The 19,631-nt window shown below is 68.9% G+C and carries 20 protein-coding genes and 1 tRNA gene; 17 read left to right on the forward strand and 4 right to left on the reverse strand.

What is annotated here, in order from left to right:
• The first annotated feature begins 33 nt into the window (after window positions 1–33).
• The 9 genes from ftsH to QFZ53_RS05570 are packed head-to-tail and all read left to right on the forward strand — an operon-like array spanning window position 34 to window position 7,991.
• Complete coding sequence (ftsH, locus tag QFZ53_RS05530) at window positions 34–2,034, forward strand: ATP-dependent zinc metalloprotease FtsH (protein WP_292907401.1); 2,001 nt, start codon at window positions 34–36, stop codon at window positions 2,032–2,034.
• Window positions 2,035–2,036: 2 nt separating this feature from the next.
• A complete protein-coding gene (gene folE / locus QFZ53_RS05535; protein ID WP_307294391.1) occupies window positions 2,037–2,675 on the forward strand; it encodes a GTP cyclohydrolase I in 639 nt (212 codons plus the stop codon).
• Window positions 2,672–3,472 (forward strand): dihydropteroate synthase, encoded by an 801-nt coding sequence (gene folP, locus QFZ53_RS05540; protein ID WP_307294393.1) that lies wholly within the window; start codon window positions 2,672–2,674, stop codon window positions 3,470–3,472. The genes folE and folP overlap by 4 nt, the downstream gene beginning before the upstream one ends.
• Before the next feature lie 2 nt (window positions 3,473–3,474).
• Window positions 3,475–3,855, forward strand: a complete 381-nt coding sequence (gene folB, locus QFZ53_RS05545) for a dihydroneopterin aldolase (RefSeq protein ID WP_307294395.1) — start codon at window positions 3,475–3,477, stop codon at window positions 3,853–3,855.
• Window positions 3,852–4,391 (forward strand): 2-amino-4-hydroxy-6-hydroxymethyldihydropteridine diphosphokinase, encoded by a 540-nt coding sequence (gene folK / locus QFZ53_RS05550; RefSeq protein WP_307294398.1) that lies wholly within the window; start codon window positions 3,852–3,854, stop codon window positions 4,389–4,391. The genes folB and folK overlap by 4 nt, the downstream gene beginning before the upstream one ends.
• On the forward strand, window positions 4,388–4,885 hold the full coding sequence (locus QFZ53_RS05555) for a DUF3180 domain-containing protein (protein ID WP_307294402.1): 498 nt from the start codon (window positions 4,388–4,390) through the stop codon (window positions 4,883–4,885). The genes folK and QFZ53_RS05555 overlap by 4 nt, the downstream gene beginning before the upstream one ends.
• Complete coding sequence (locus QFZ53_RS05560; protein WP_307294404.1) at window positions 4,821–5,417, forward strand: PH domain-containing protein; 597 nt, start codon at window positions 4,821–4,823, stop codon at window positions 5,415–5,417. The genes QFZ53_RS05555 and QFZ53_RS05560 overlap by 65 nt, the downstream gene beginning before the upstream one ends.
• The gene (locus QFZ53_RS05565) at window positions 5,414–7,294 is read left to right on the forward strand and encodes a PH domain-containing protein (protein ID WP_307294407.1); all 1,881 of its coding nucleotides are present in this window, start codon (window positions 5,414–5,416) and stop codon (window positions 7,292–7,294) included. The genes QFZ53_RS05560 and QFZ53_RS05565 overlap by 4 nt, the downstream gene beginning before the upstream one ends.
• The gene (locus tag QFZ53_RS05570) at window positions 7,287–7,991 is read left to right on the forward strand and encodes a DUF2520 domain-containing protein (RefSeq protein ID WP_307294410.1); all 705 of its coding nucleotides are present in this window, start codon (window positions 7,287–7,289) and stop codon (window positions 7,989–7,991) included. The genes QFZ53_RS05565 and QFZ53_RS05570 overlap by 8 nt, the downstream gene beginning before the upstream one ends.
• Before the next feature lie 50 nt (window positions 7,992–8,041).
• On the opposite strand, the gene QFZ53_RS05575 is transcribed toward QFZ53_RS05570, so the two are convergent.
• Window positions 8,042–9,889 (reverse strand): DUF2207 domain-containing protein, encoded by a 1,848-nt coding sequence (locus QFZ53_RS05575; RefSeq protein WP_307294412.1) that lies wholly within the window; start codon window positions 9,887–9,889, stop codon window positions 8,042–8,044.
• An 83-nt stretch (window positions 9,890–9,972) separates the two neighbouring features.
• Between QFZ53_RS05575 and lysS the strand changes: the two genes are divergently transcribed.
• On the forward strand, window positions 9,973–11,523 hold the full coding sequence (lysS, locus tag QFZ53_RS05580) for a lysine--tRNA ligase (protein WP_307294413.1): 1,551 nt from the start codon (window positions 9,973–9,975) through the stop codon (window positions 11,521–11,523).
• A gap of 1 nt (window position 11,524) precedes the next feature.
• Here the strand turns inward: lysS and QFZ53_RS05585 are convergent, their stop codons facing one another.
• Entirely contained in the window at window positions 11,525–12,622 is a 1,098-nt protein-coding gene (locus QFZ53_RS05585) for a DUF4192 family protein (RefSeq protein ID WP_307294415.1), read from the reverse strand.
• A gap of 113 nt (window positions 12,623–12,735) precedes the next feature.
• Here QFZ53_RS05585 and QFZ53_RS05590 point away from each other — a divergent pair, with 113 nt between their 5' ends.
• The 3 genes from QFZ53_RS05590 (at window position 12,736) to QFZ53_RS05600 (ending at window position 15,234) form a co-directional block, all read left to right on the forward strand.
• Window positions 12,736–12,909 carry a hypothetical protein gene (locus QFZ53_RS05590; RefSeq protein ID WP_292907379.1) on the forward strand — a complete coding sequence of 58 codons (174 nt, stop codon included), beginning with the start codon at window positions 12,736–12,738 and terminating at the stop codon, window positions 12,907–12,909.
• 97 nt (window positions 12,910–13,006) lie between these two features.
• Window positions 13,007–14,467 (forward strand): cardiolipin synthase, encoded by a 1,461-nt coding sequence (gene cls, locus QFZ53_RS05595; RefSeq protein ID WP_292907377.1) that lies wholly within the window; start codon window positions 13,007–13,009, stop codon window positions 14,465–14,467.
• Window positions 14,468–14,499: 32 nt separating this feature from the next.
• Window positions 14,500–15,234 carry a hypothetical protein gene (locus QFZ53_RS05600; protein ID WP_307294418.1) on the forward strand — a complete coding sequence of 245 codons (735 nt, stop codon included), beginning with the start codon at window positions 14,500–14,502 and terminating at the stop codon, window positions 15,232–15,234.
• A gap of 2 nt (window positions 15,235–15,236) precedes the next feature.
• Here the strand turns inward: QFZ53_RS05600 and QFZ53_RS05605 are convergent, their stop codons facing one another.
• Window positions 15,237–16,235, reverse strand: coding sequence for a diacylglycerol/lipid kinase family protein (locus QFZ53_RS05605; RefSeq protein ID WP_292907373.1), 999 nt, complete (start codon window positions 16,233–16,235; stop codon window positions 15,237–15,239).
• A gap of 55 nt (window positions 16,236–16,290) precedes the next feature.
• On the opposite strand from QFZ53_RS05605, the gene QFZ53_RS05610 reads away from it, so the two are divergent.
• A complete protein-coding gene (locus tag QFZ53_RS05610; protein ID WP_292907371.1) occupies window positions 16,291–16,812 on the forward strand; it encodes an RNA polymerase sigma factor in 522 nt (173 codons plus the stop codon).
• Window positions 16,813–16,844: 32 nt separating this feature from the next.
• Here QFZ53_RS05610 and QFZ53_RS05615 read toward each other — a convergent pair whose 3' ends face one another.
• On the reverse strand, window positions 16,845–17,225 hold the full coding sequence (locus QFZ53_RS05615; RefSeq protein WP_307294424.1) for a YybH family protein: 381 nt from the start codon (window positions 17,223–17,225) through the stop codon (window positions 16,845–16,847).
• Window positions 17,226–17,338: 113 nt separating this feature from the next.
• Here QFZ53_RS05615 and serS point away from each other — a divergent pair, with 113 nt between their 5' ends.
• The 3 genes from serS to QFZ53_RS05630 all read left to right on the forward strand — a co-directional run bounded on the left by serS (window position 17,339) and on the right by QFZ53_RS05630 (window position 19,594).
• Window positions 17,339–18,628: a serine--tRNA ligase gene (gene serS, locus QFZ53_RS05620; RefSeq protein ID WP_307294427.1), complete on the forward strand. Its 1,290-nt coding sequence runs from the start codon at window positions 17,339–17,341 to the stop codon at window positions 18,626–18,628.
• A complete protein-coding gene (locus tag QFZ53_RS05625; RefSeq protein WP_307294429.1) occupies window positions 18,625–19,467 on the forward strand; it encodes an HAD family hydrolase in 843 nt (280 codons plus the stop codon). The genes serS and QFZ53_RS05625 overlap by 4 nt, the downstream gene beginning before the upstream one ends.
• A gap of 42 nt (window positions 19,468–19,509) precedes the next feature.
• Window positions 19,510–19,594: transfer RNA gene (locus tag QFZ53_RS05630), tRNA-Ser, on the forward strand.
• Window positions 19,595–19,631 lie beyond the last annotated feature (37 nt).

The following is a 19,631-nucleotide window of genomic DNA, read 5'->3' on the forward strand; positions in this document are numbered from 1 at the left end:
CCGCAAGGACGCGCGCGATACTCTGATTCGATCATGGATGTGAAGAAGCTCAGCCGGAATCCGCTGATCTACGTTGCGCTGATCGGTCTGCTGTTCGTCGGCGGGTTCCTGCTGATCTCGAACCTCGCCGGTCCCAAGCAGATCACCACGCAGGAGGGCCTGAAGCTGCTCTCCGGTGAGACGGTCAGCGAGGTCGTCAACACCGACGGCGACCAGCGCGTCGACATGACCCTGTCGAAGGAGTTCGAGGGGTCGAAGACCGTGCAGTTCTACTACGTCCAGGCCCGTGCGGCCGACGTGGTCGCGGCGATCGACGAGGCCGCCCCCAAGAAGGGCTTCGACGACGCCGTGCCGCGCGCGAGCTGGTTCGACGGCTTCCTCTCGCTCCTGATCCCGATGCTCCTGCTCGGCCTGCTGTTCTGGTGGCTGCTCTCCTCGATGCAGGGCGGCGGCGGCAAGGTCATGCAGTTCGGCAAGTCCAAGGCCAAGCTCGTCAACAAGGAGACCCCGACGGTCACCTTCGCCGACGTCGCCGGTGCCGATGAGGCCATCGAAGAGCTCCACGAGATCAAGGAGTTCCTGCAGGACCCGGCCAAGTTCCAGGCGATCGGCGCCCGCATCCCGAAGGGCGTGCTGCTGTACGGCCCTCCAGGAACCGGCAAGACGCTGCTCGCCCGCGCCGTCGCCGGCGAAGCAGGGGCTCCCTTCTACTCGATCTCCGGGTCGGATTTCGTCGAGATGTTCGTCGGCGTCGGCGCCTCTCGCGTGCGCGACCTGTTCAACGTCGCCAAGGAGAACTCCCCGGCGATCATCTTCATCGACGAGATCGACGCGGTCGGCCGTCACCGCGGCGCCGGTCTCGGCGGCGGCAACGACGAGCGCGAGCAGACCCTGAACCAGATGCTCGTCGAGATGGACGGCTTCGACCCGAACGCGAACGTCATCGTGATCGCGGCGACCAACCGCCCCGACATCCTCGACCCCGCGCTGCTGCGCCCCGGCCGCTTCGACCGCCAGATCGGCGTCGACGCCCCCGATCTCAAGGGTCGCCAGCGCATCCTCGAAGTGCACGCCAAGGGCAAGCCCCTCGCGAAGAGCGTCGACCTCGAGGTCGTCGCGCGCAAGACGCCGGGCTTCACCGGCGCCGACCTCGCGAACGTGCTGAACGAGGCCGCGCTGCTCACGGCCCGCTCGAACGCGCAGCTCGTCGACAACCGCGCGCTCGACGAGGCCATCGACCGCGTGATCGCCGGCCCGCAGCGCCGCACGCGCGTGATGAAGGACAAGGAGAAGCTCATCACGGCGTACCACGAGGGCGGTCACGCTCTCGCCGCGGCGGCGATGAACTACACCGACCCCGTCACGAAGATCACGATCCTGCCCCGAGGCAAGGCTCTCGGCTACACGATGGTGTTGCCGCTCGACGACAAGTACTCGGTGACCCGCAACGAGCTGCAGGATCAGCTGACCTACGCCATGGGCGGCCGTGTCGCCGAGGAGATCGTCTTCCACGACCCGACGACCGGCGCCTCGAACGACATCGAGAAGGCGACCTCGATCGCCCGCAAGATGGTGATCGAGTACGGCATGACGACCGAGCTCGGCCCGGTGAAGCTGGGCTCCGAGAGCGGAGAACCGTTCGCCGGGCGCGACATGGGTCGCGGTCGCGAGTACTCCGAGACGATCGCCGAGCGCGTCGACGCGGAGGTGCGCGCGCTCATCGAGCAGGCGCACAACGAGGCCTACCAGGTGATCAGCGACAACCGCGACATCCTCGACAAGCTGGCTCTGGCCCTGCTCGAGGAGGAGACCCTCGACCACAACCGGATCGCCGAGATCTTCACCGAGGTGCGCAAGCTGCCCGAGCGCCCGCTGTGGCTCTCGAGCAACGAGCGTCCCGTGTCCGAGCGGCCTCCGATCGAGGTGCCGAAGAAGGACGTGTCGCTCGCAGCATCCGTCGAGGCCCCCGCTGCGGCTCCTCGCACGCAGTCGGGATCGGCAGGTGCCGGTCACGCACGACCTGCGACGGCGTGACCGTGGCCGTCGACCGGGAACGCGTCGAACGCCTCACGCATGAGCTGCTCGAGGCGATCGGCGAGGATCCCGATCGCCCGGGGCTCAAGCAGACACCCGCGCGGATGGCCGAGCTGTACTCCGAGTTCTTCTCGGGCGTGGGGGCGGATGCCGCGGCACCCCTCGCGCGCACGATCAGCGTGACGCGGGGCCCTGCGCCCGACACGCTGCCGTCGGGCGCCGTGCTGCTGCGCGACATCCTCTTCCGCTCGGTGTGCGAGCACCACCTGCTGCCGTTCGCGGGTCATGCGCACATCGCCTATCTCCCCGGGGAGCAGGTGGTCGGACTCGGCGCCCTGGTGAAGGTCGTCGAGATCCTCGCCGCCCGCCCGCAGGTGCAGGAGCGGCTGGGCGAGCAGATCGCCGACACGATCGCCGAGCATCTCGACACCCGCGGCGTGCTCGTCGTGCTCGACGCGAGCCACGGCTGCGTCACGATGCGCGGGGGCCGTCAGCCCGAGGCGTCGACGCTCACGATCGCGGCACGCGGGGAGTACACGGATGCCGCGGCTCGCGCCGAACTCATCGCCCTGATCGGCGCACGCACGCCGGTCGTTGAGCGAGCGGAGCGAGACGAAACGCAGGGGATCCCGCGCCCATGACCGGCATCTGGGGCATCGTGAACGTCACGCCGGACTCGTTCAGCGACGGCGGACGCTACCGGGACACCGGGATGGCGCTGCAACACGCCGGCCGTCTGCGCCTCGCGGGCGCAACCGTGATCGACGTCGGCGGAGAGTCGACCAGGCCCGGGGCCGAACGTGTGCCGGTCGCCGAGGAGCAGGCCCGAGTCCTGCCCGTCATCGAAGCGCTCACGGAGGGCGGCATCCCGGTGTCGATCGACACCCTCAACGCGGACACGGCAGTGGCCGCCGTGCGCGCCGGCGCGCGGATCGTCAACGACGTCTCCGGCGGTCTCGCCGACGAGCGGATGCTGGAAGCGGTCGCCGAGACTGGAGCGGACATCGTGCTCGGCCATTGGCGTGGACCGTCCGACGACATGTACGCGAAGGCGAGTTACGGCCGCGCCGCGCGTGAAGTCGCGGGCGAGTTGCGAGCGCGTGTCGAGGCAGCGGCAGCGGCCGGCATCGCCCCGTCTCGCGTGATCGTCGATCCGGGCATCGGGTTCGCGAAGACCGGTGCGCAGAACTGGGACGTGCTGCGAGGCCTCGACGAGATCGTCGCCCTCGGCCATCGAGTGCTGATCGGCACCTCTCGCAAGCGGTTCCTGGCCGAGACGCTGGCTGTTGCCGATGTGCAGGTGTCCGAGGCCCGTCGCGACCTCGCGACCGCCGTCACGAGCGCGCTCGCCGCGCGCGCCGGAGTCTGGGCGGTTCGCGTGCACGACGTCGCGTCCACGCGCGACGCGCTCACGATCGCGCACGCCTGGGAAGGATGAGAATGTTCCCCCTCGACGAGATAGTGCTCACCGGGCTCACCGTGTTCGGCCGTCACGGCGTCTACGAGCACGAGCGCGAGAACGGTCAGGAGTTCACGATCGACGTGCGCCTGACCATGCCCTTGAGCCAGGCGGCGGCATCCGATGACGTCGCCGACACCGTGCACTACGGCGAACTCGCCGAGAAGATCGCCGCGGTGGTGGCGGGCGATCCGGTGAACCTCATCGAGACGCTCGCCGAGCGCATCGCCGACGTCGCCCTCGCAGATGCTCGCGTGCAGTTCGCGACCGTCACCGTCCACAAGCCGCACGCGCCGATTCCGCTGACCTTCGCCGATGTCTCGGTGACGGTGCGCCGTGCCCGAGAGGAGGCATCGGAATGAGCCGCAATCTCGCGAACCCGCCGCACGTCCCCGGACCCCGCGAAGGCCGCCCCGAGACCGTCGCGGTCGTGGCCCTCGGCGCCAACCTCGGCGACCGCGACGGCACGATCCGCGCGGCGGCCGAGCGCATCGCTCGGCTTCCGCTCGTCAGCGATGTCCGGCTCTCCCCGCTGCACGAGACGGTCGCGCTCACCGTAGACGGCCCCGACCCCGATGCGCCCGGCTACGTGAACGCCGTCGCGCTGATCACGACCCGGCTCGCCCCCAGCATCCTGCTCGGCATGCTGCACGCTATCGAAGACGAGAACGGTCGCGAGCGGCATGAGCGATGGGGCGACCGCACGCTCGACCTCGATCTCATCGCCTACGGCGAGGAGACCTCGACCGACCCGCACGTGATGCTGCCGCACCCGCGCGCGTTCGAGCGGCTGTTCGTGCTCGAGCCGTGGCTCGATCTGGATCCGGACGCGGTGCTCCCCGGGCACGGCCGGGTCGCCGCGCTCGCCGCGGAGCTGCGTCGACGGGAGCGCGGATGAAGCGCACCTCGGCCGGCCTCCTCGTGCTCCTCGCCCTGATCGGGGCGGCGGCGGGGTTCGTTCTCGACCAGGTGCTCACGACGATGGGCCGCGCGACCTTCACCCCGTCGCTGCTGCTGCCCGTGCTGCTCGTGATCATCGGCGGCGCCGCCCTCGCTCTCGCGTGGCCCGTGCGCAGAAGCGTGCGCACCGGCGTCCGCATCGATCCCTTCCGTGCCATGCGAGCCGTGACCCTCGCGCGAGCGTCGAGCCTGCTCGGCGCGATCATGGGCGGCTTCGGCGCGGGCCTGCTCGTGTTCCTCCTGTCACGTCCGATCGATCCGCAGGTAGGGTCGACTGTGGCGATGGTCGTCCTGATCGTGAGCGCGGTCGTGCTCGTGGTCGCGGCACTGGTCGCCGAACAGTTCTGCACCCTTCCGAAGGATCCTGATGACTCAGAACCCCGAGAGCCCCATGCCGATCCCGGCCCCGCTGAATTCGGCGGCAGTCACTGACGCGTCGGCTCTCGACCAGGGAACCTACTCTCAGCTGCGCACGGCTCGCAACGAATCGAGGCTCGAGCTCGACGGCGTCTGGCACCAGATCTCGCCGCGCTACGTCGCCTCGCAGATCGTGCAGAACGTGATCTTCATCGCGGTGGTCGTTGTCGTGGCCCTCGTGGCGTTCTTGGGCTTCGAGCAGACATGGGTGCTGATCCCCGGCGGCGTCATCGTCGTGCTCACGCTGGCCACCCTGATCATCCTGCCCCGCCAGGCGCGGGCGATCGGATACATGCTTCGCGCCGACGACATCGTGTTCCGCAAGGGCATCCTGTGGCAGCGCATGATCGCCGTGCCCTACGGCCGCATGCAGCTCGTCGACATCACCCAGGGCCCGCTCGATCGCGCCTTCGGGGTGTCGCAGTTGAAGATGGTGACCGCCGCCGCGACCACCGGTGTGCAGATCCCCGGGCTCACGCAGGATGCTGCGGAGGCTCTCCGCGACACCCTCATCCAGGTGGCCGAGACGCGCCGGACCGGCCTGTGAGCACGCAGCCGCCGATTCCGTCGAAGGTCGGTGCGTCGTCGTCGCTCGCCGACGGCGAGTGGCACCGGATGCACCCGCTCACCCCGCTGTTCAAGGGCGGGCTGGCGCTGATCGTCATCGGCGGTTTCGTGATTGCGAACCTGCGCGAGCGCTTGATCGGCTGGGTCGTCGACCTGTTCGAGCCCGACGCCCACTACGACCAGTACGGTGGCGACCCCGTCGACTGGGTGCTGTCGAACAACCTCGCCATCGTCGCGCTGCTGTCGGTGCTGGGCGTCGTGGTCGTGCTGATCGCGGTGTTCTGGGTGATCTGGCGGTTCCAGCAGTTCCGGATCACCGGCGACCACGTCGAGGTGCGCAAGGGCATCGTGTTCCGTTCGCACCGCCGTGCGCCGCTCGACCGCGTGCAGGGCGTGAACCTGACCCGGCCCTTCCCCGCGCGCATCATCGGCCTTGCCAAGCTCGAGGTCGTCGGCGCCGGCAACGACGCGAACGTCGAGCTCGACTACCTCGCGACGTCGACGGCTGAAGCGGTGCGGGCCGACATCCTGCGCCTCGCCTCCGGCGCGCGGGCCGCGCGACAGGGTGAGGCGTCAGCATCCGCTCCCTCATCCGTCTCTGCTCGCGCTCAGCTGCGAGGAGAGGTCAACAACGGCGTCACGGGCATGATCAACGGCGTCGACCTCGCCGACGTCGCCCCGCACAGCGTCGTCAGGATCCCCACCGGGCGCCTCATCGGCGCCGAGCTCATCGGAACGCTGGCGTGGGTGATCTTCTTCGGACTGATCTTCCTCATCTCGATGGGCGGGGTGCTCATCGGCACGGTGCTGGATGGCGACCCGCTCGGTGGGGCGCTCACCATCGGATTCAGCCTCGGCATCGGCGTGCCCATGGTGCTCGCGATCGTCGGCATCACCTGGGCGCGCATCTCGAAGTCGCTGCGCTACTCGATCGCGCCGACCCCTGACGGCGTGCGCATCACGTATGGTCTGCTCACGACGGTCACCGAGACGCTGCCGCCGGGGCGCATCTTCGCCGTCGAGGTCTCGCAGTCGCTGCTGTGGCGCCCGTTCGGATGGTGGACGATAAAGATCAACCGCATGGGCGGCAAGAGCGCCGCGCAGCAGCAGTCCGGCAGCGCACAGCAGTTCAACATCGTGCTGCCCGTCGGCAAGCGTGCCGACGTCGAGCGCGTGCTCGGGCTGATCCTGCCCGATGCGCCCGCGTCCGACATCCCGCTCGTGTGGGAGCACGGCATTCTCGGCCCCGTCGCAGGCGACCCGTACCGCACGATGCCCGGCCGAGCATGGTGGCGTCGCCCGGTCTCGTGGAAGCGCCACGGCTATGCGCTCACCGAATTCGGGCTGCTTCTGCGACGAGGAACGATCTGGCGCAAGCTCGCGATCTTCCCGCTCGCGCGCCTGCAGGGAGTGTCGCTGTCGCAGGGACCGATCGATCGTGCCCAGCGCGTCTCGGGCGCCCAGGTGCACTCGGTACAGGGGCCGATCACCGGAACGCTGTCTGGGCTGGAGCGTGCAGACGCGCTCGAGCTGATCAACGGCGTCAGCCGGGCCGCCGTGCTCGCAGCCGCCCGCGATCAGACGCACCGCTGGGGCGAGCACGTGCAGACAGCTGCAGCGCCGCCGCCCGCATACCCGGCTGCACCAGCCCAGCCCGTGGGGGCGCCGGTCTCCGCACCGCCTGCGTATGGTGTGCCGCCCGCACCGCCTGCGTATGGTGTGCCGACTGCACCACCTGCCTACCCGGCACCGCCTGCGTATGGTGCGCCGCCGGCATACCCTGCACCGCCTGCGCCGGCGGCACCGCCTGCGCCGGCCGCGGTACCGCCGCCGACGACCGAGTCGAACGGTGAGTGACGTTCAGCGCCGCGATGGTCGCCTCGGCGTGGGCATCATCGGCGCGGGTCGCGTCGGACCCGTGATCGGAGCCGCGCTCGCCGGAGCGGGCCACGCCGTCGTCGGGATCACCTCCGGGTCCGACGACGAGCGGGCCTCGGCCGTGCTTCCGGACGTGCCCGTGCTGGATGCGCTCGACGTGGTGCGTCGCAGCGAGCTCGTGATCGTCGCGGTGCCGCACGAGCAGCTCCCAGGACTCGTCGCTGGCATCGCCGAGATCGGCGGATGGCAGCTCGGGCAGCTCGTGCTGCACACCGATCCCGCGTTCGGCATCGAGGTGCTGCGCCCGGCCGCAGAGCGCGGCGCCATCCCGCTGGCCGTGCATCCGGCGATCACCTTCACGGGAACATCGATCGATCTGCGTCAGCTCCAGGCGGGGTACGCCGCGGTGACCGCGCCGCCGGCCGTGCTGCCGATCGCGCAGGCGCTCGCCGTGGAGATCGGATGCGAGCCGATCGTCGTCGCCGAGGCCGACCGCGCAGCATACGCCGACGCGATCGAGGCCGTCACCGCGTTCTCCCGCTCGATCATCGGCCAGTCGACGGCGCAGCTTCGCGAAATCGGCGTGGAGAACCCCGGCGGATACCTCTCGGCCCTCGTGCAGTCGACCGTCGAGCGCGCGCTGCGCGAAGAATCCGACCCTCCGCCCCTGATCTGACGCTCCCGTCTCGTACTGCAGGGCGAGGCGCCGGAGGTGCGCGCCGGGCCTCAGCGCCCGCCGGAGAATCCGCCCCCGCCGCCCCCGCCCGAGAATCCACCGCCGAAGGATCCGCCGGAACTCGACGAGCTGCTGGCGGCCGTGTACGAGGTGGCCGCGCCGGACGACGACCGGAAGGCCGACAGCTGCGAATAGACGAACGGACGGCTCGGGTCGCCGATCCACCCCGCTCCGCGCCGTTCCTGTGCGTAGACGAACTCGAGCACCTCGCCCCACTCCTTCTCCATGCCGAACAGCATCGCGTAGGGGAGCAGGCGCTCGTACACCACGATCACGTTCGCGGATCCGTCCTGACGACGTTCGGCGCCGGTGTACGACTGCAGCATGCGCAGGCGGTCGGCCTCCGCGACGCGGATGAACTCCCGCACCCCCTGCAGATACTCGTAGGTGGCCGCGCCCGCCGGAGTCAGCACGACGTGCTTCGCGAAACTGTAGAAGCAGGAGAACCCGACGAGGAACAGTCCGAACACCGAGGCGACGAGACCGGGAATCGCCGATTCGCGTCCGCTGATCGCGCCGAAGATGCTGAGGCCGACACCGATCACGGCGATCGCGATGCCGATCGACTGCAGCACGACAGCGATTCGGCTGCGGGCCTTAGACGTCAGGCCGCGCGCGCCGGCCGCGTCGACGCCGGCGGCTGTGACCAGGTTCATCCGGGCGGCGAAGGACTCGCTGGCCTCGGGAAGCTCGACCACGCCGTCGGCATCCGTTCCGAGGAACAGCGCATCGAGCGCGGTCACGTCGAGCTGATCGGGGATGCGGGCGCCGGGGAGCCGCCGCAGTCGGGGGCGGGGCGTGCTCTCCTCGATGCGCAGCGTGCCGCGGACAGCCAGGTGCACGATCTCCGCCGGCATCACGTCCTTCGGCCGGGGGATGACCGCGGCCGCCACCAGCGGGGGAAGTGAATCGGGCACGTCGTACTGTGCGACGATGATGCCCGTCGCCTTGCGCCGCGAACCCTTGAACACGGATACGGCGATCCAACCTGCGAGCGATGCGGCGACTGCGCCGAGCGCGGCCAGGGCCGGGACGGTGTCGGTGACGGGATTGTCCATCCGGGCAGACGGCTGCGCGACCGTGCCGGATTCGAACCCGATCGCGACCGTGACGCCTTCGCCTGCTGCGAGTTCGGCCCCCTGTACGTGGAAGACCGATCCGTCGCGGGCGAGGTCGCACTCCGTCGTCGATCCCGCATACCCGGCGTAGCAGCGTGCGTTGCCGTTGAGCCCTGCGGCCAAAGCGTCGTCGAGCACGATCTCGGCGCTGAACCGGTCGATCGGCTGCGTGCTCTCGAGCGGCAGCAGGTCCCAGTAGAACTCGTCGACACCCTGGGGGCCCGATCGCGTCGAGGGGTCGGCGGCGAGGATCACGTCGCGCATCTCGTACTCGATCACGTAGGTGGTGAGTCCGTGCACGTACGAGTCGTCGCCGACGCTGATGTAGAGCACGCCGTCTTCCTGATCGGTGTCGTACGGCACGGCGGCACCGCCCTGATCGGTGACCGAGAGCACGTCGAGATGCAGAGACGACCCCTCGTAGCTGGTCGGCAACCCTCGCACGATCCCGCGGTTCTGATTGAAATCGGGGAACTGTGCCGCAAGAGTCTCGGTCACCCGCATGGTGGCCCTCCCCTCGGCGTCGACACCGAGTACGAAGCGTGCGTCCCAGGACGCGTAGGAGAAGTCGTCGACGTCCGCATCGACGTCGGAGGACGAACGGGCGGATGCCGTCGCGGAGGGCGCGGATGCCGAGGCGAACGCCGCTGCGGGCATCGACAGGCCCGCGACGGCGAGCGCGATCACGGCGGCGGCACGGAGGAAGCGGGATGCGGGCATGGTCAGAGGGTACCGAGCATCCGCGGCCGAATGAGCCGCCCTCGCCTCGGTAAACTGGATGAGACTTCCAAGGAGCCCCGCACATGACTGACGCGTCCGCCGCGCCCACTTCGACAAGCTCAGCGACCCAAACGGAGGGGACAGCGATCACCGAAGAGGACGTCCACGAGCAGAAGGCCGTTCGCCTCGCCAAGCGTGAGCGCCTGATCGCGAAGCGCGCGGATGCCGGGGGAGGCGCGTTCCCGGTGAGCGTGCCCGTGACGCACACGATTCCCGCACTGCGTGCCGCATACGGCGAGCTCGAGGCGGGTGCGGAGACGGGCGTCGTCGTCGGTGTGGCCGGCCGTGTCGTGTTCAGCCGCAACACCGGCAAGCTCTGCTTCGCCACGCTGCAGGCCGGCGACGGCTCGCGCATCCAGGCGATGATCTCCCTCGCGAACGTCGGCGAGTCCTCGCTCGCCGACTGGAAGGAGTACGTCGACCTGGGCGACCACGTGTTCGTCCACGGCGAGGTCATCTCCAGCCGCCGCGGCGAGCTGTCGATCATGGCAGACGACTGGACCATCGCCTCGAAGGCGATCCTGCCGCTGCCGAACGCCTACGCCGAGCTGAGCGAGGAGGGGCGTGTCCGCAGCCGCTACCTCGACCTCATCGTGCGCGAGCAGGCCCGCACCACCGTGCGCGCCCGCGCCGCCGTGAACGCGAGCCTGCGTGCGACGTTCACGAGCCACGACTACCTCGAGGTGGAGACGCCGATGCTGCAGGTGCAGCACGGCGGAGCATCCGCTCGTCCCTTCATCACCCACTCGAACGCCTTCGACACCGAGCTGTTCCTGCGCATCGCGCCCGAGCTGTATCTGAAGCGCGCCGTCGTCGGCGGCATCGAGCGGGTCTATGAGATCAACCGCAATTTCCGCAACGAGGGCGCCGACTCCACGCACAGCCCCGAGTTCGCGATGCTCGAGGCGTATCAGGCGTACGGCGACTACAACCAGATGGCGGCGCTCACGCAGGAGCTCGTGCAGAACGCGGCAGTGGCGGTGTCAGGTTCCACGACCGTGACCTGGGCCGACGGCACCGAGTACGACCTCGGCGGCGAGTGGGACCGTGTCTCGATGTACGAGTCGCTCTCGGCCGCGGCCGGTCGCGAATTCACCCCGCAGGATCCGGTCGAAGATCTCATCGCGTTCGCCGAGGCGAACGGCGTCGACCTTCCGCCGCAGGCCACCCACGGCAAGCTCATCGAGGAGCTCTGGGAGCACTTCGTGAAGGGCGACCTCGTGCGTCCGACCTTCGTGATGGACTTCCCCGTCGACACCTCTCCGCTCGTGCGCGAGCACCGTTCGGTCGAGGGCGTCGTGGAGAAGTGGGACCTGTACATCCGCGGCTTCGAGCTCGCCACCGGATACTCCGAGCTGGTCGACCCGGTGATCCAGCGCGAGCGCTTCGTGGAGCAGGCCAAGCTCGCGGCGCGCGGCGACGTCGAGGCGATGCCGGTGGACGAAGAGTTCCTGCGTGCTCTCGAGCACGCTATGCCGCCATCCGGGGGCATGGGCATGGGCATCGATCGGCTGCTCATGGCGATCACCGGCCTCGGCATCCGCGAGACGATCCTCTTCCCGCTCGTCAAGTAGTTCACGCCGCGTCTCGCGGTCCGCGCCGGAACGCCCACTCGGGCAGCATCCCGGCGCCGACGATCGTGCCCAGCAGCTCGGCCAGGCCATACTCCGGGTCGATCTCGCGCACGAGCTGCAGGTGGTGCTCCGCGTGCGTCGCGTGCCCGAGAGCCCATGACAGCCACGCCGCGATCGTCAGTGGGGCGGGGCGCAGCCCGCGGGGCGCGCGGGCTGCAGCGAGCCTCGCCACGGTGAGCGCGTGCCGAAGCCGGTCGACATCGGGGGAGGGGCCGTGCCCGAGGAAGACGCCGCCCAGGTCGTCGGGGATCGCTGAGCCCGTGTCGGCGAACGCGTACTGCGCCTCGAGCGTGCGGACGCCGTCGTCGAAGGACGTCGCCCATTGCACGAGCGCGACGTCCCGCAGGAGCGGCCGGTCAAGACACCACAGCAGGGCGGCCGTGGCGAACGGCGGCTGCTCGTCGGGCGAGTCCAGCAGGGTCTCGAAGAACTCGGGGATGTCTTCGAGCATGACGAGCGTCGCGATCGCCAGCGGGTTCTCCGAGCCGTCGAGACGACTGTGCGCCTCGCGATCGAGCATCGCGCCGATGTCACGCAGCGCTCGCCCGACGTGCTCCTTCTCGACGAGATCGGCTACCGGCAGCTCGGCGCCGGCATGCTGGTCGCCCGCGAGCGGGTCCGATGCGGGAAGCGCGGCGAGCTCCGGGTCGTCTTCCAGATAGCTCGACCAGCCGGCCGGCGTCACGCACAGGGCGTCGACGATGCGCAGCCCTGCGTCTTCGGCGCACCCGAGCAGTTCATCGACCTGCACGATCAGCGGCAGCACGAGACCGTCGGGGGTGCGGCACGGGATGTCGTCGCAGTACACGACGATCGCGACGGCATCCGCCCCCTCGACCTTCGCGATGAGGCCGATGGCCGCATTCGCATAGTCTTCGGGCGAGACGTCGTCGCGCGGCAGATCCAGGCGCATGGCGCCGTGGGCCCGAGACCCGTGAAAGGGGAGCAGGACGAGGCTCTGCGAAGGGGCGAAGCCGGCGAGGGCGGGTACCAGGCCGAGGAACTCGGCGGAGTCGGATGCTCGGAGAAGTGTGGTCATTCCGAGAGTGTGCGAGATCCGGGATCGCCGTGGGGCCCTTCCACAGACGGAACCGTGCAAAAGGCGGGGAAGCGCCGAATGTGCAGGAAGAGTGGCTCGCGTACCATGGAGGCATGGAGAACTTCTGGCTCACGGCTGCCTGGTCGATCCTGCCGACCCTCGCCGTGTGCACGGTCTTCTACTTCGTGATCCGCAGCATCCTTCGCTTCGACCGCACCGAGCGGCGCGTGCACGCCAAGATCGAGGCCGAGGAGCGCGCTGCTCGAGGTCTGCCTCCGCGCGCCTGAGCGAGGTCGCCGGCATCGGTTACTGTTAGCGAGAGCGCAGGATTCTGCGCTCGCCGCGACGATCCTCGCGGCACCGACTCGCTGAGAGGCTCCGCCGATGAGTGCCGATGCGTGGGGACTGTGGCTCGCCGCGGTCCTCGTCGTGATCGACATCTCGATCCGCATCACGGCGATCATCGTGATCCCGCGCAATCGTCGTCCGACGGCCGCGATGGCGTGGCTGCTCGCCGTGTTCTTCATCCCCTACATCGGCGTCTTCCTTTTCCTCCTGATCGGAAACCCGCGTCTGCCGCGCGCGCGCCGGCGCAAGCAGGACCAGATCAACGAGTACATCCACGAGACCAGCGAGCAGCTGCACTTCGGCACGCTTCGCCCCGACGCGCCGAACTGGTTCCCGCCGTTGGTCGAGATGAACCAGCGCCTCGGCGCTCTGCCGATCTCGGGCGACAACGGCGCGCACCTGATCGCCGACTACCAGGAGTCGCTCGACGCGATGGCCGAGGAGATCCGCAAGGCCACCGAGTACGTCCACGTCGAGTTCTACATCCTGCAGGCCGACGCCGCGACCGACAACTTCTTCCGCGCCCTCGAAGAGGTCTCCGCGCGGGGAGTGACCGTCCGGGTGCTGCTCGACCACTGGGCGAACCGCTGGAAACCCCGCTACCGGGCGACGGTCAGGCGCCTGAACGGCATGGGCGCGGACTGGCACCTGATGCTGCCCGTGCAGCCTCTGAAGGGGCGGATGCAGCGCCCCGATCTGCGCAATCACCGCAAGCTCCTCGTGGTCGACGGCAAGGTCGCGTTCCTCGGCTCGCAGAACGTCACCGACTCCACCTACAACCTGCCGAAGAACATCAAGCGCGGCCTGCACTGGGTCGATCTGATGGTGCACATCGACGGGCCGGTCGTGCTCAGCATCAACGCGATCTTCGTGGCCGACTGGTACAGCGAGACCGACGACATCCTCGAGGAGATCGACATCACCTCGGCGCAGCCGGGCACGGGAGATCTCGACTGCCAGGTCGTGCCCTCCGGCCCTGGCTTCGAGGTCGAGAACAACCTGCGGCTCTTCCTCGGTCTTCTGTACGCGGCCAAAGAGAAGATCATGATCGTCAGCCCGTACTTCGTACCAGACGAAGCACTGCTGCTCGCCGTGACTGCGGCGGTCGATCGCGGCGTCGACGTCGAGCTGTTCGTCTCGGAAGAGGGCGATCAGGCGATGGTCTACCACGCTCAGCGCAGCTACTACGAGGTGCTGCTCAAGGCCGGTGTGCGCATCTGGATGTACCGAAAGCCGTACATCCTGCACACCAAGAGCCTCACGATCGACGACGAGGTGGCCGTGATCGGCTCGAGCAACATGGACATGCGCTCGTTCGGTCTGAACCTCGAGGTGTCGATGCTCGTGCGCGGCGAGGAGTTCGTCTCGGAGATGCGCGAGGTCGAGGCCCGGTACCGGGCGCTCAGCCGTGAGCTCACACTCGAGGAGTGGATGCAGCAGCCGTTGCGCTCGACCGTCCTCGACAACCTCGCCCGGCTCACGTCCGCCCTGCAGTAGCGGCTGTTCCGAGGGCTGGGTACCGTGGGGGCATGACCTCCCCCACGCGTCTGTTCCCCGTTCTCTCCGCGCTCGCCGGCGTCCTGCTGATCGCCGGATGCGCCTCGTCGAGCCCCGGGTCCACCACCCCGAGCAGCTCACCTGCTCCCTCGTCGAGCTCGTCCGGCGGCGGCGACACCGACCTCGACGGCACCCTGCTCGACGACGGACGGATGTTCGCGGTCATCACCCAGGGATCGTCGTCGCTGGCGTGCACTCCCCAGATCACCCAGGTCACGGCGAAAGGCCAGGTGGTCGATGTGACCGTCGAGGACAAGACCGACCCCGCCGTGATGTGCACCGCCGACTACGCGCCGCGGGCCAGCATCGGGGCGCTCCCGGAGGGCGTCGACCCGACGAAGGAGATCACGCTGAACGTCACCTACGGCGAGGTCATCGACGACGTCGATCTCGACGGCGACCCCGCGTTCACGGGGAAGCCCGGTTCATCGACCGATTACCTGCCCAGCGCCGGATGGATCGACGACGGTTCGCTCGTGCTGCTCACCTGGGGTTCGTCCACCTGCCCGCCGGTGGTCGAGTCGGTGGAGGGTGCGGGAGCGACAGGGACGGCGACCTTCGTCACCGATGACGGCGAGGTGTGCACCATGGACATGGCGCCGCGCGGGACGATCATCGCCTTCGCCGATGATCAGGTCGACGACGACGGCTTCACGCTGACGCTGGTCGGCGGCGGCCTCGACGGGACTGTCGACGTTCGCGGCTGAGGTCACAGCCGATCGGTCGGATGCCCGGCCGGAAGCGCGAGCAGCAGCGCTCCGGCATCCACCCGGCAGACCATGCGCACGGCCTCGCCGAACTCGTCGCCGTCGATCTGCACGGGAGTCGGCGCCGTGGCGGCGGCTTCAGCGGCTTCGCCGCGGAAATAGTGCACGGCCGCGTTCCGGCGATGGTGCTCGAGGGCCTTGCGCCCCACCTTGCTGCGGCGGAGCACGGAGTTGTCCCACCAGATCTTGCGCCACACGTTCAACCAGCCGAAGACGCCCGTGGGCTGGATGACCGCGATGTCGAGGGTGCCGTCGGCGATCGACGCCTCGGGTACCAGTTCGATGCCGGCGGGCAGCGTGCCGCAGTTGGCGAAGAGGATGCTGTGCACCTTCGCCGAATGCAGCCGCTCCTCGTCGACCTGGTACACGGCGCGGAAGGCCTGAGCCTTCGCGAGCGAGCGTGCGGCGCCATCGACGTAGGCGATCCAGCCGACCGTCTTCTTGAGGTCGGAGCGCGTGTTCGCGATCATGTCGGCATCCAGCCCGATGCCGGCCAGCACGACGAAGGCGTGGGTCGACTTCTCACCGCCCAGCCTCGTGATCTCGGCCCAGCCGACGTCGATCGCTTGCCGGTTGTCGCCGAGAGCCGCGCGGATCATGGCTTCGGGTTCGGCGAGGGGAAGGCCGAGGTTTCGCGCGAGAAGGTTGCCGGTGCCGCTGGGGATGATGGCGAGAGGTACATCGGTCCCGGCCATCGCCTCCGACACCGCGCGTACCGTGCCGTCGCCGCCCGCGACGAGGACGACGGCGACGCCCCGTTCCAGAGCATCTCGGGTGAGACCCTGACCCGCGTCGGCCACGGTCGTCGGATAGAAGGCCGGATGCTCCCATCCCGCATCCCTCGACAGGGAGACCACCTGGGCGCGCAGGCGCTTCGCGTCGACCTTGAGCGGGTTGTAGACGAGAGCTGCCTGCGGTCGGGCTCCGGGGTAGGTCGTCATGGCGCTACTCTAATCCGGACGGAGGGCGGCGCCCCGACCTCGTGCGGGAGGGCATGTGAGCGACACGCAGGATCCGCGATCTCTGCTCGAGGCGATGGTGTCAGAAGACCCGCAGCGCCTGCGACGTCGCAGCATCTCCCTGGGCGTAGACCTCGACGATGCGGACGACGTCGCGCAGACCGCGCTGCTGAGAGCCTGGCGCTCGATCGAGAGGCTCGAGATGCCGGAGCAGGGGGCCATGTGCTCCTGGCTCGACACGATCGCTCGGAACGTCGCGATCGACCTGGCCCGACGACGAGCCAGGCGCCCGGTCGGTGAGCTCGACCCGCAACAGGCGAGCGGCACACGCGTCGCCGAGCAGGTCGAGGTGCGGGTGATCCTCGATGGGGCGCTCGCCGCGGTGCGATCGCTGCCGGAGGCGCTGCGGGAGCCGCTGCTGCTCACCGTGGTCGACGGCCTCACGACGGCACAGGTCGCCGAGCGGCTGGGCATTGAGCCGGCAACCGCTCGGCAACGGATCTCGCGGGCGCGCAAGGCCATGAGCGCTTGCCGGAGATCAGGTATGGACGCGGACTGAGGGACCGGTCACGACCGGCCCCTCAACCCGCCTCAGGCCGTGCCGAAGGGATTGTCGACTGCATAGCGCCAGCCGTGCTCTTCGCTGTAGACGGCCACGTCGGCGGTCGTTCCCGCGAGCGAGATCTCGGAGCCGTCGGGTCCCGTGCCCGTGATCGTCCAGTCGGCGATCGCGAGCCCGACGCCCTCGGATTCGAACGTCTGGCGCACGGTCATCGTGATCGGCAGGTTCAGCCCCAGGAACTGCTCGAGCGCGCCCCGGACGCCGGCTTCGCCGGTGACGGGCTGACCCGGTGCGGGCACGAACACGACATCGGGTCGATTCAGTGCCATGAGGCCGTCGAGATCGCGCGCGTTGAAACGCGCGGCGAAGGCGAGGTTGAGCTGGTCGAGGGCGGTGACGGGAGTGGTCACGATGGATCCTTTCGCGGGGGATCGGCGCAGTGCCGACCTCTGCAGGGAAAGACGACGTCCGCCGTGGTTTGTGACGGACGGGGAGCATCGGAGTGCACACGTAGAATCGGAGGATGATCGACCTCGCTCTGCTTCGCGACAATCCCGAGATCGTCCGCCGCTCCCAGGCCGCCCGCGGAAACGACGTGGCGACCGTCGATGCGGCCCTCGAGGCCGACCGATCGCGCCGGGCTGCGCTCGCCGTGTTCGAGGAGCTGCGGGCCGAGCAGAACCTCTTCGGCAAGCAGGTCGCCAAGGCTCCGAAAGAGGAGAAGGCCGCCCTCGTCGCGCAGGCGAAGGATCTCGCAGACCGCGTCAAGCAGGCGCAGCAGGCCGCGAACGAAGCCTCGGATGCTGCATCCGCCGCTCTCGCGCTGATCGAGAACGTCGTGATCGACGGCGTGCCGGCCGGCGGTGAAGCCGACTTCGTCGAGCTGCGACGGGTCGGCGACGTGCCCGCGTTCGCCTTCGAGCCTCGCGACCACCTCGAGATCGGCGAGATCCTCGGGGCGATAGACATGGAGCGCGGGGCGAAGGTCTCCGGAGCGCGTTTCTACTTCCTGAAGGGCATCGGCGCCCGCCTCGAGATCGCGCTGATGAACCTCGCGCTCGACAAGGCGCTGCAGAACGGCTTCACGCCGATGATCGTTCCGACTCTCGTGCGGCCTGAGATCATGCAGGGCACCGGGTTCCTCGGCGAGCACGCCGACGAGGTCTACCACCTCGACAAGGAGGATCTCTACCTCGTGGGCACGAGCGAGGTCCCGCTCGCCGGGTACCACAAGGACGAGATCGTCGACCTGTCGACGGGTGCCCTGCGGTACGCCGGCTGGTCGACCTGCTACCGCAGCGAGGCCGGATCGCACGGCAAGGACACCCGCGGGATCATCCGCGTGCATCAGTTCAACAAGCTCGAGATGTTCGTCTACACGAACCCCGAGGATGCCGAGGCCGAGCACCTTCGGCTGGTCGCCCTGCAGGAGGAGATGCTCACCTCTCTCGGTCTCGCCTACCGCGTGATCGACGTCGCCGCGGGCGATCTGGGATCGAGCGCCGCGCGCAAGTACGACATCGAGGCGTGGGTGCCCACTCAGGGCGCGTTCCGCGAGCTCACCTCGACCTCGAACTGCACGACCTACCAGGCGCGCCGCCTCGAGACGCGCTATCGCCCCGATGACGGCGGCAAGACGCAGCCGGTCGCGACGCTGAACGGCACCCTCGCGACCACGCGGTGGATCGTGGCGCTCCTCGAGACGCACCAGCAGGCCGACGGATCGGTCCGCGTGCCCGAGGTGCTCAGGCCATACCTGGGCGGCATGGACGTGCTGGAGCCGACCCTTCGACAGGCTCAGGGACCCAAATGACCGACGCTTCGGCAGGCTCAGGGAATCCGTGGCTCATCGCCCTCGACGTCGACGGCACGATCCTGCTCCAGGACGAGACGATGAGCCCCGGTGTGCCCGAGGCGGTGGCCCGCCTTCGCGACGGCGGTCACCAGGTCACGATCGCGACCGGACGCAGCTGGATGGCCACGCAGCGGTGGGTCGAGGAGCTCGGTCTCGCACCGGAATTCGTGGTGTGCTCGAACGGCGCCGTGATCATGCGACTGGTTCAGGGCGAGTGGGTGCGCTGGAACGTCGAGACCTTCGATCCCTCGCCCGTGCTCGAGCTGCTCCGCGAGCGCCTGCCCGACGCGCGGTACATGGTCGAGCTCGGCTCCGGGCAGCGTCTGTACACGCAGCAGCTCGACGACTGGACGCTCGACGGTGGTCGTCAGGTGTCCTTCGACGAGCTCGCCGACGAACCCGTGTCGCGCATCGTGGTGGTCTCGCCGGGCCACGACGAGGAGGACTTCCACCGCTTGGTGGCGGATGCCGGACTCAACGAGGTCTCGTACGCGATCGGCTGGACGGCGTGGCTGGACATCGCGCCGAACGGCGTCGACAAGGGCACGGCGCTGGAACGCGTGCGCACCGAGCTCGATGTCGACGGCGAGCGGGTGCTCGTCGCAGGAGACGGACGCAACGACATCGGGATGTTCGGCTGGTCGCGTTCGCTGGGCGGCCGCGCGGTGGCGATGGGGCAGGCTCCTGCGGAGGTGAAGGATGCTGCGGGTGAGGTGACGGACGACGTGCTCGAAGGAGGTCTCGCGCGCGCCCTCAACACGCTTCCAGCGCCCGCCCAGGTCAGCGCGGGAGAATAGAACTCGGCTAGACTCACGGCTTGTCGGCAGATTCGTCTGTCGGGAGGGTTGTCCGAGCGGCCGATGGAGCTGGTCTTGAAAACCAGTGGACAGAAATGTCTCAAGAGTTCGAATCTCTTACCCTCCGCTTCATGAGGGGTGCGTCGCCGGGGAGGGAGGCGCAT

Source organism: Microbacterium natoriense, from assembly GCF_030816295.1.
Classification (GTDB): domain Bacteria; phylum Actinomycetota; class Actinomycetes; order Actinomycetales; family Microbacteriaceae; genus Microbacterium; species Microbacterium natoriense_A.

Coding starts and splice junctions, on each gene's coding strand:
- ftsH (WP_292907401.1), top strand. CDS start 34: ATGGATGTGAAGAAGCTCAGCCGGAATCCGCTGATCTACGTTGCGCTG.
- folP (WP_307294393.1), top strand. CDS start 2,672: ATGACCGGCATCTGGGGCATCGTGAACGTCACGCCGGACTCGTTCAGC.
- folB (WP_307294395.1), top strand. CDS start 3,475: ATGTTCCCCCTCGACGAGATAGTGCTCACCGGGCTCACCGTGTTCGGC.
- folK (WP_307294398.1), top strand. CDS start 3,852: ATGAGCCGCAATCTCGCGAACCCGCCGCACGTCCCCGGACCCCGCGAA.
- QFZ53_RS05555 (WP_307294402.1), top strand. CDS start 4,388: ATGAAGCGCACCTCGGCCGGCCTCCTCGTGCTCCTCGCCCTGATCGGG.
- QFZ53_RS05560 (WP_307294404.1), top strand. CDS start 4,821: ATGACTCAGAACCCCGAGAGCCCCATGCCGATCCCGGCCCCGCTGAAT.
- QFZ53_RS05575 (WP_307294412.1), bottom strand. CDS start 9,889: ATGCCCGCATCCCGCTTCCTCCGTGCCGCCGCCGTGATCGCGCTCGCC.
- lysS (WP_307294413.1), top strand. CDS start 9,973: ATGACTGACGCGTCCGCCGCGCCCACTTCGACAAGCTCAGCGACCCAA.
- QFZ53_RS05585 (WP_307294415.1), bottom strand. CDS start 12,622: ATGACCACACTTCTCCGAGCATCCGACTCCGCCGAGTTCCTCGGCCTG.
- QFZ53_RS05590 (WP_292907379.1), top strand. CDS start 12,736: ATGGAGAACTTCTGGCTCACGGCTGCCTGGTCGATCCTGCCGACCCTC.
- cls (WP_292907377.1), top strand. CDS start 13,007: ATGAGTGCCGATGCGTGGGGACTGTGGCTCGCCGCGGTCCTCGTCGTG.
- QFZ53_RS05600 (WP_307294418.1), top strand. CDS start 14,500: ATGACCTCCCCCACGCGTCTGTTCCCCGTTCTCTCCGCGCTCGCCGGC.
- QFZ53_RS05605 (WP_292907373.1), bottom strand. CDS start 16,235: ATGACGACCTACCCCGGAGCCCGACCGCAGGCAGCTCTCGTCTACAAC.
- serS (WP_307294427.1), top strand. CDS start 17,339: ATGATCGACCTCGCTCTGCTTCGCGACAATCCCGAGATCGTCCGCCGC.
- QFZ53_RS05625 (WP_307294429.1), top strand. CDS start 18,625: ATGACCGACGCTTCGGCAGGCTCAGGGAATCCGTGGCTCATCGCCCTC.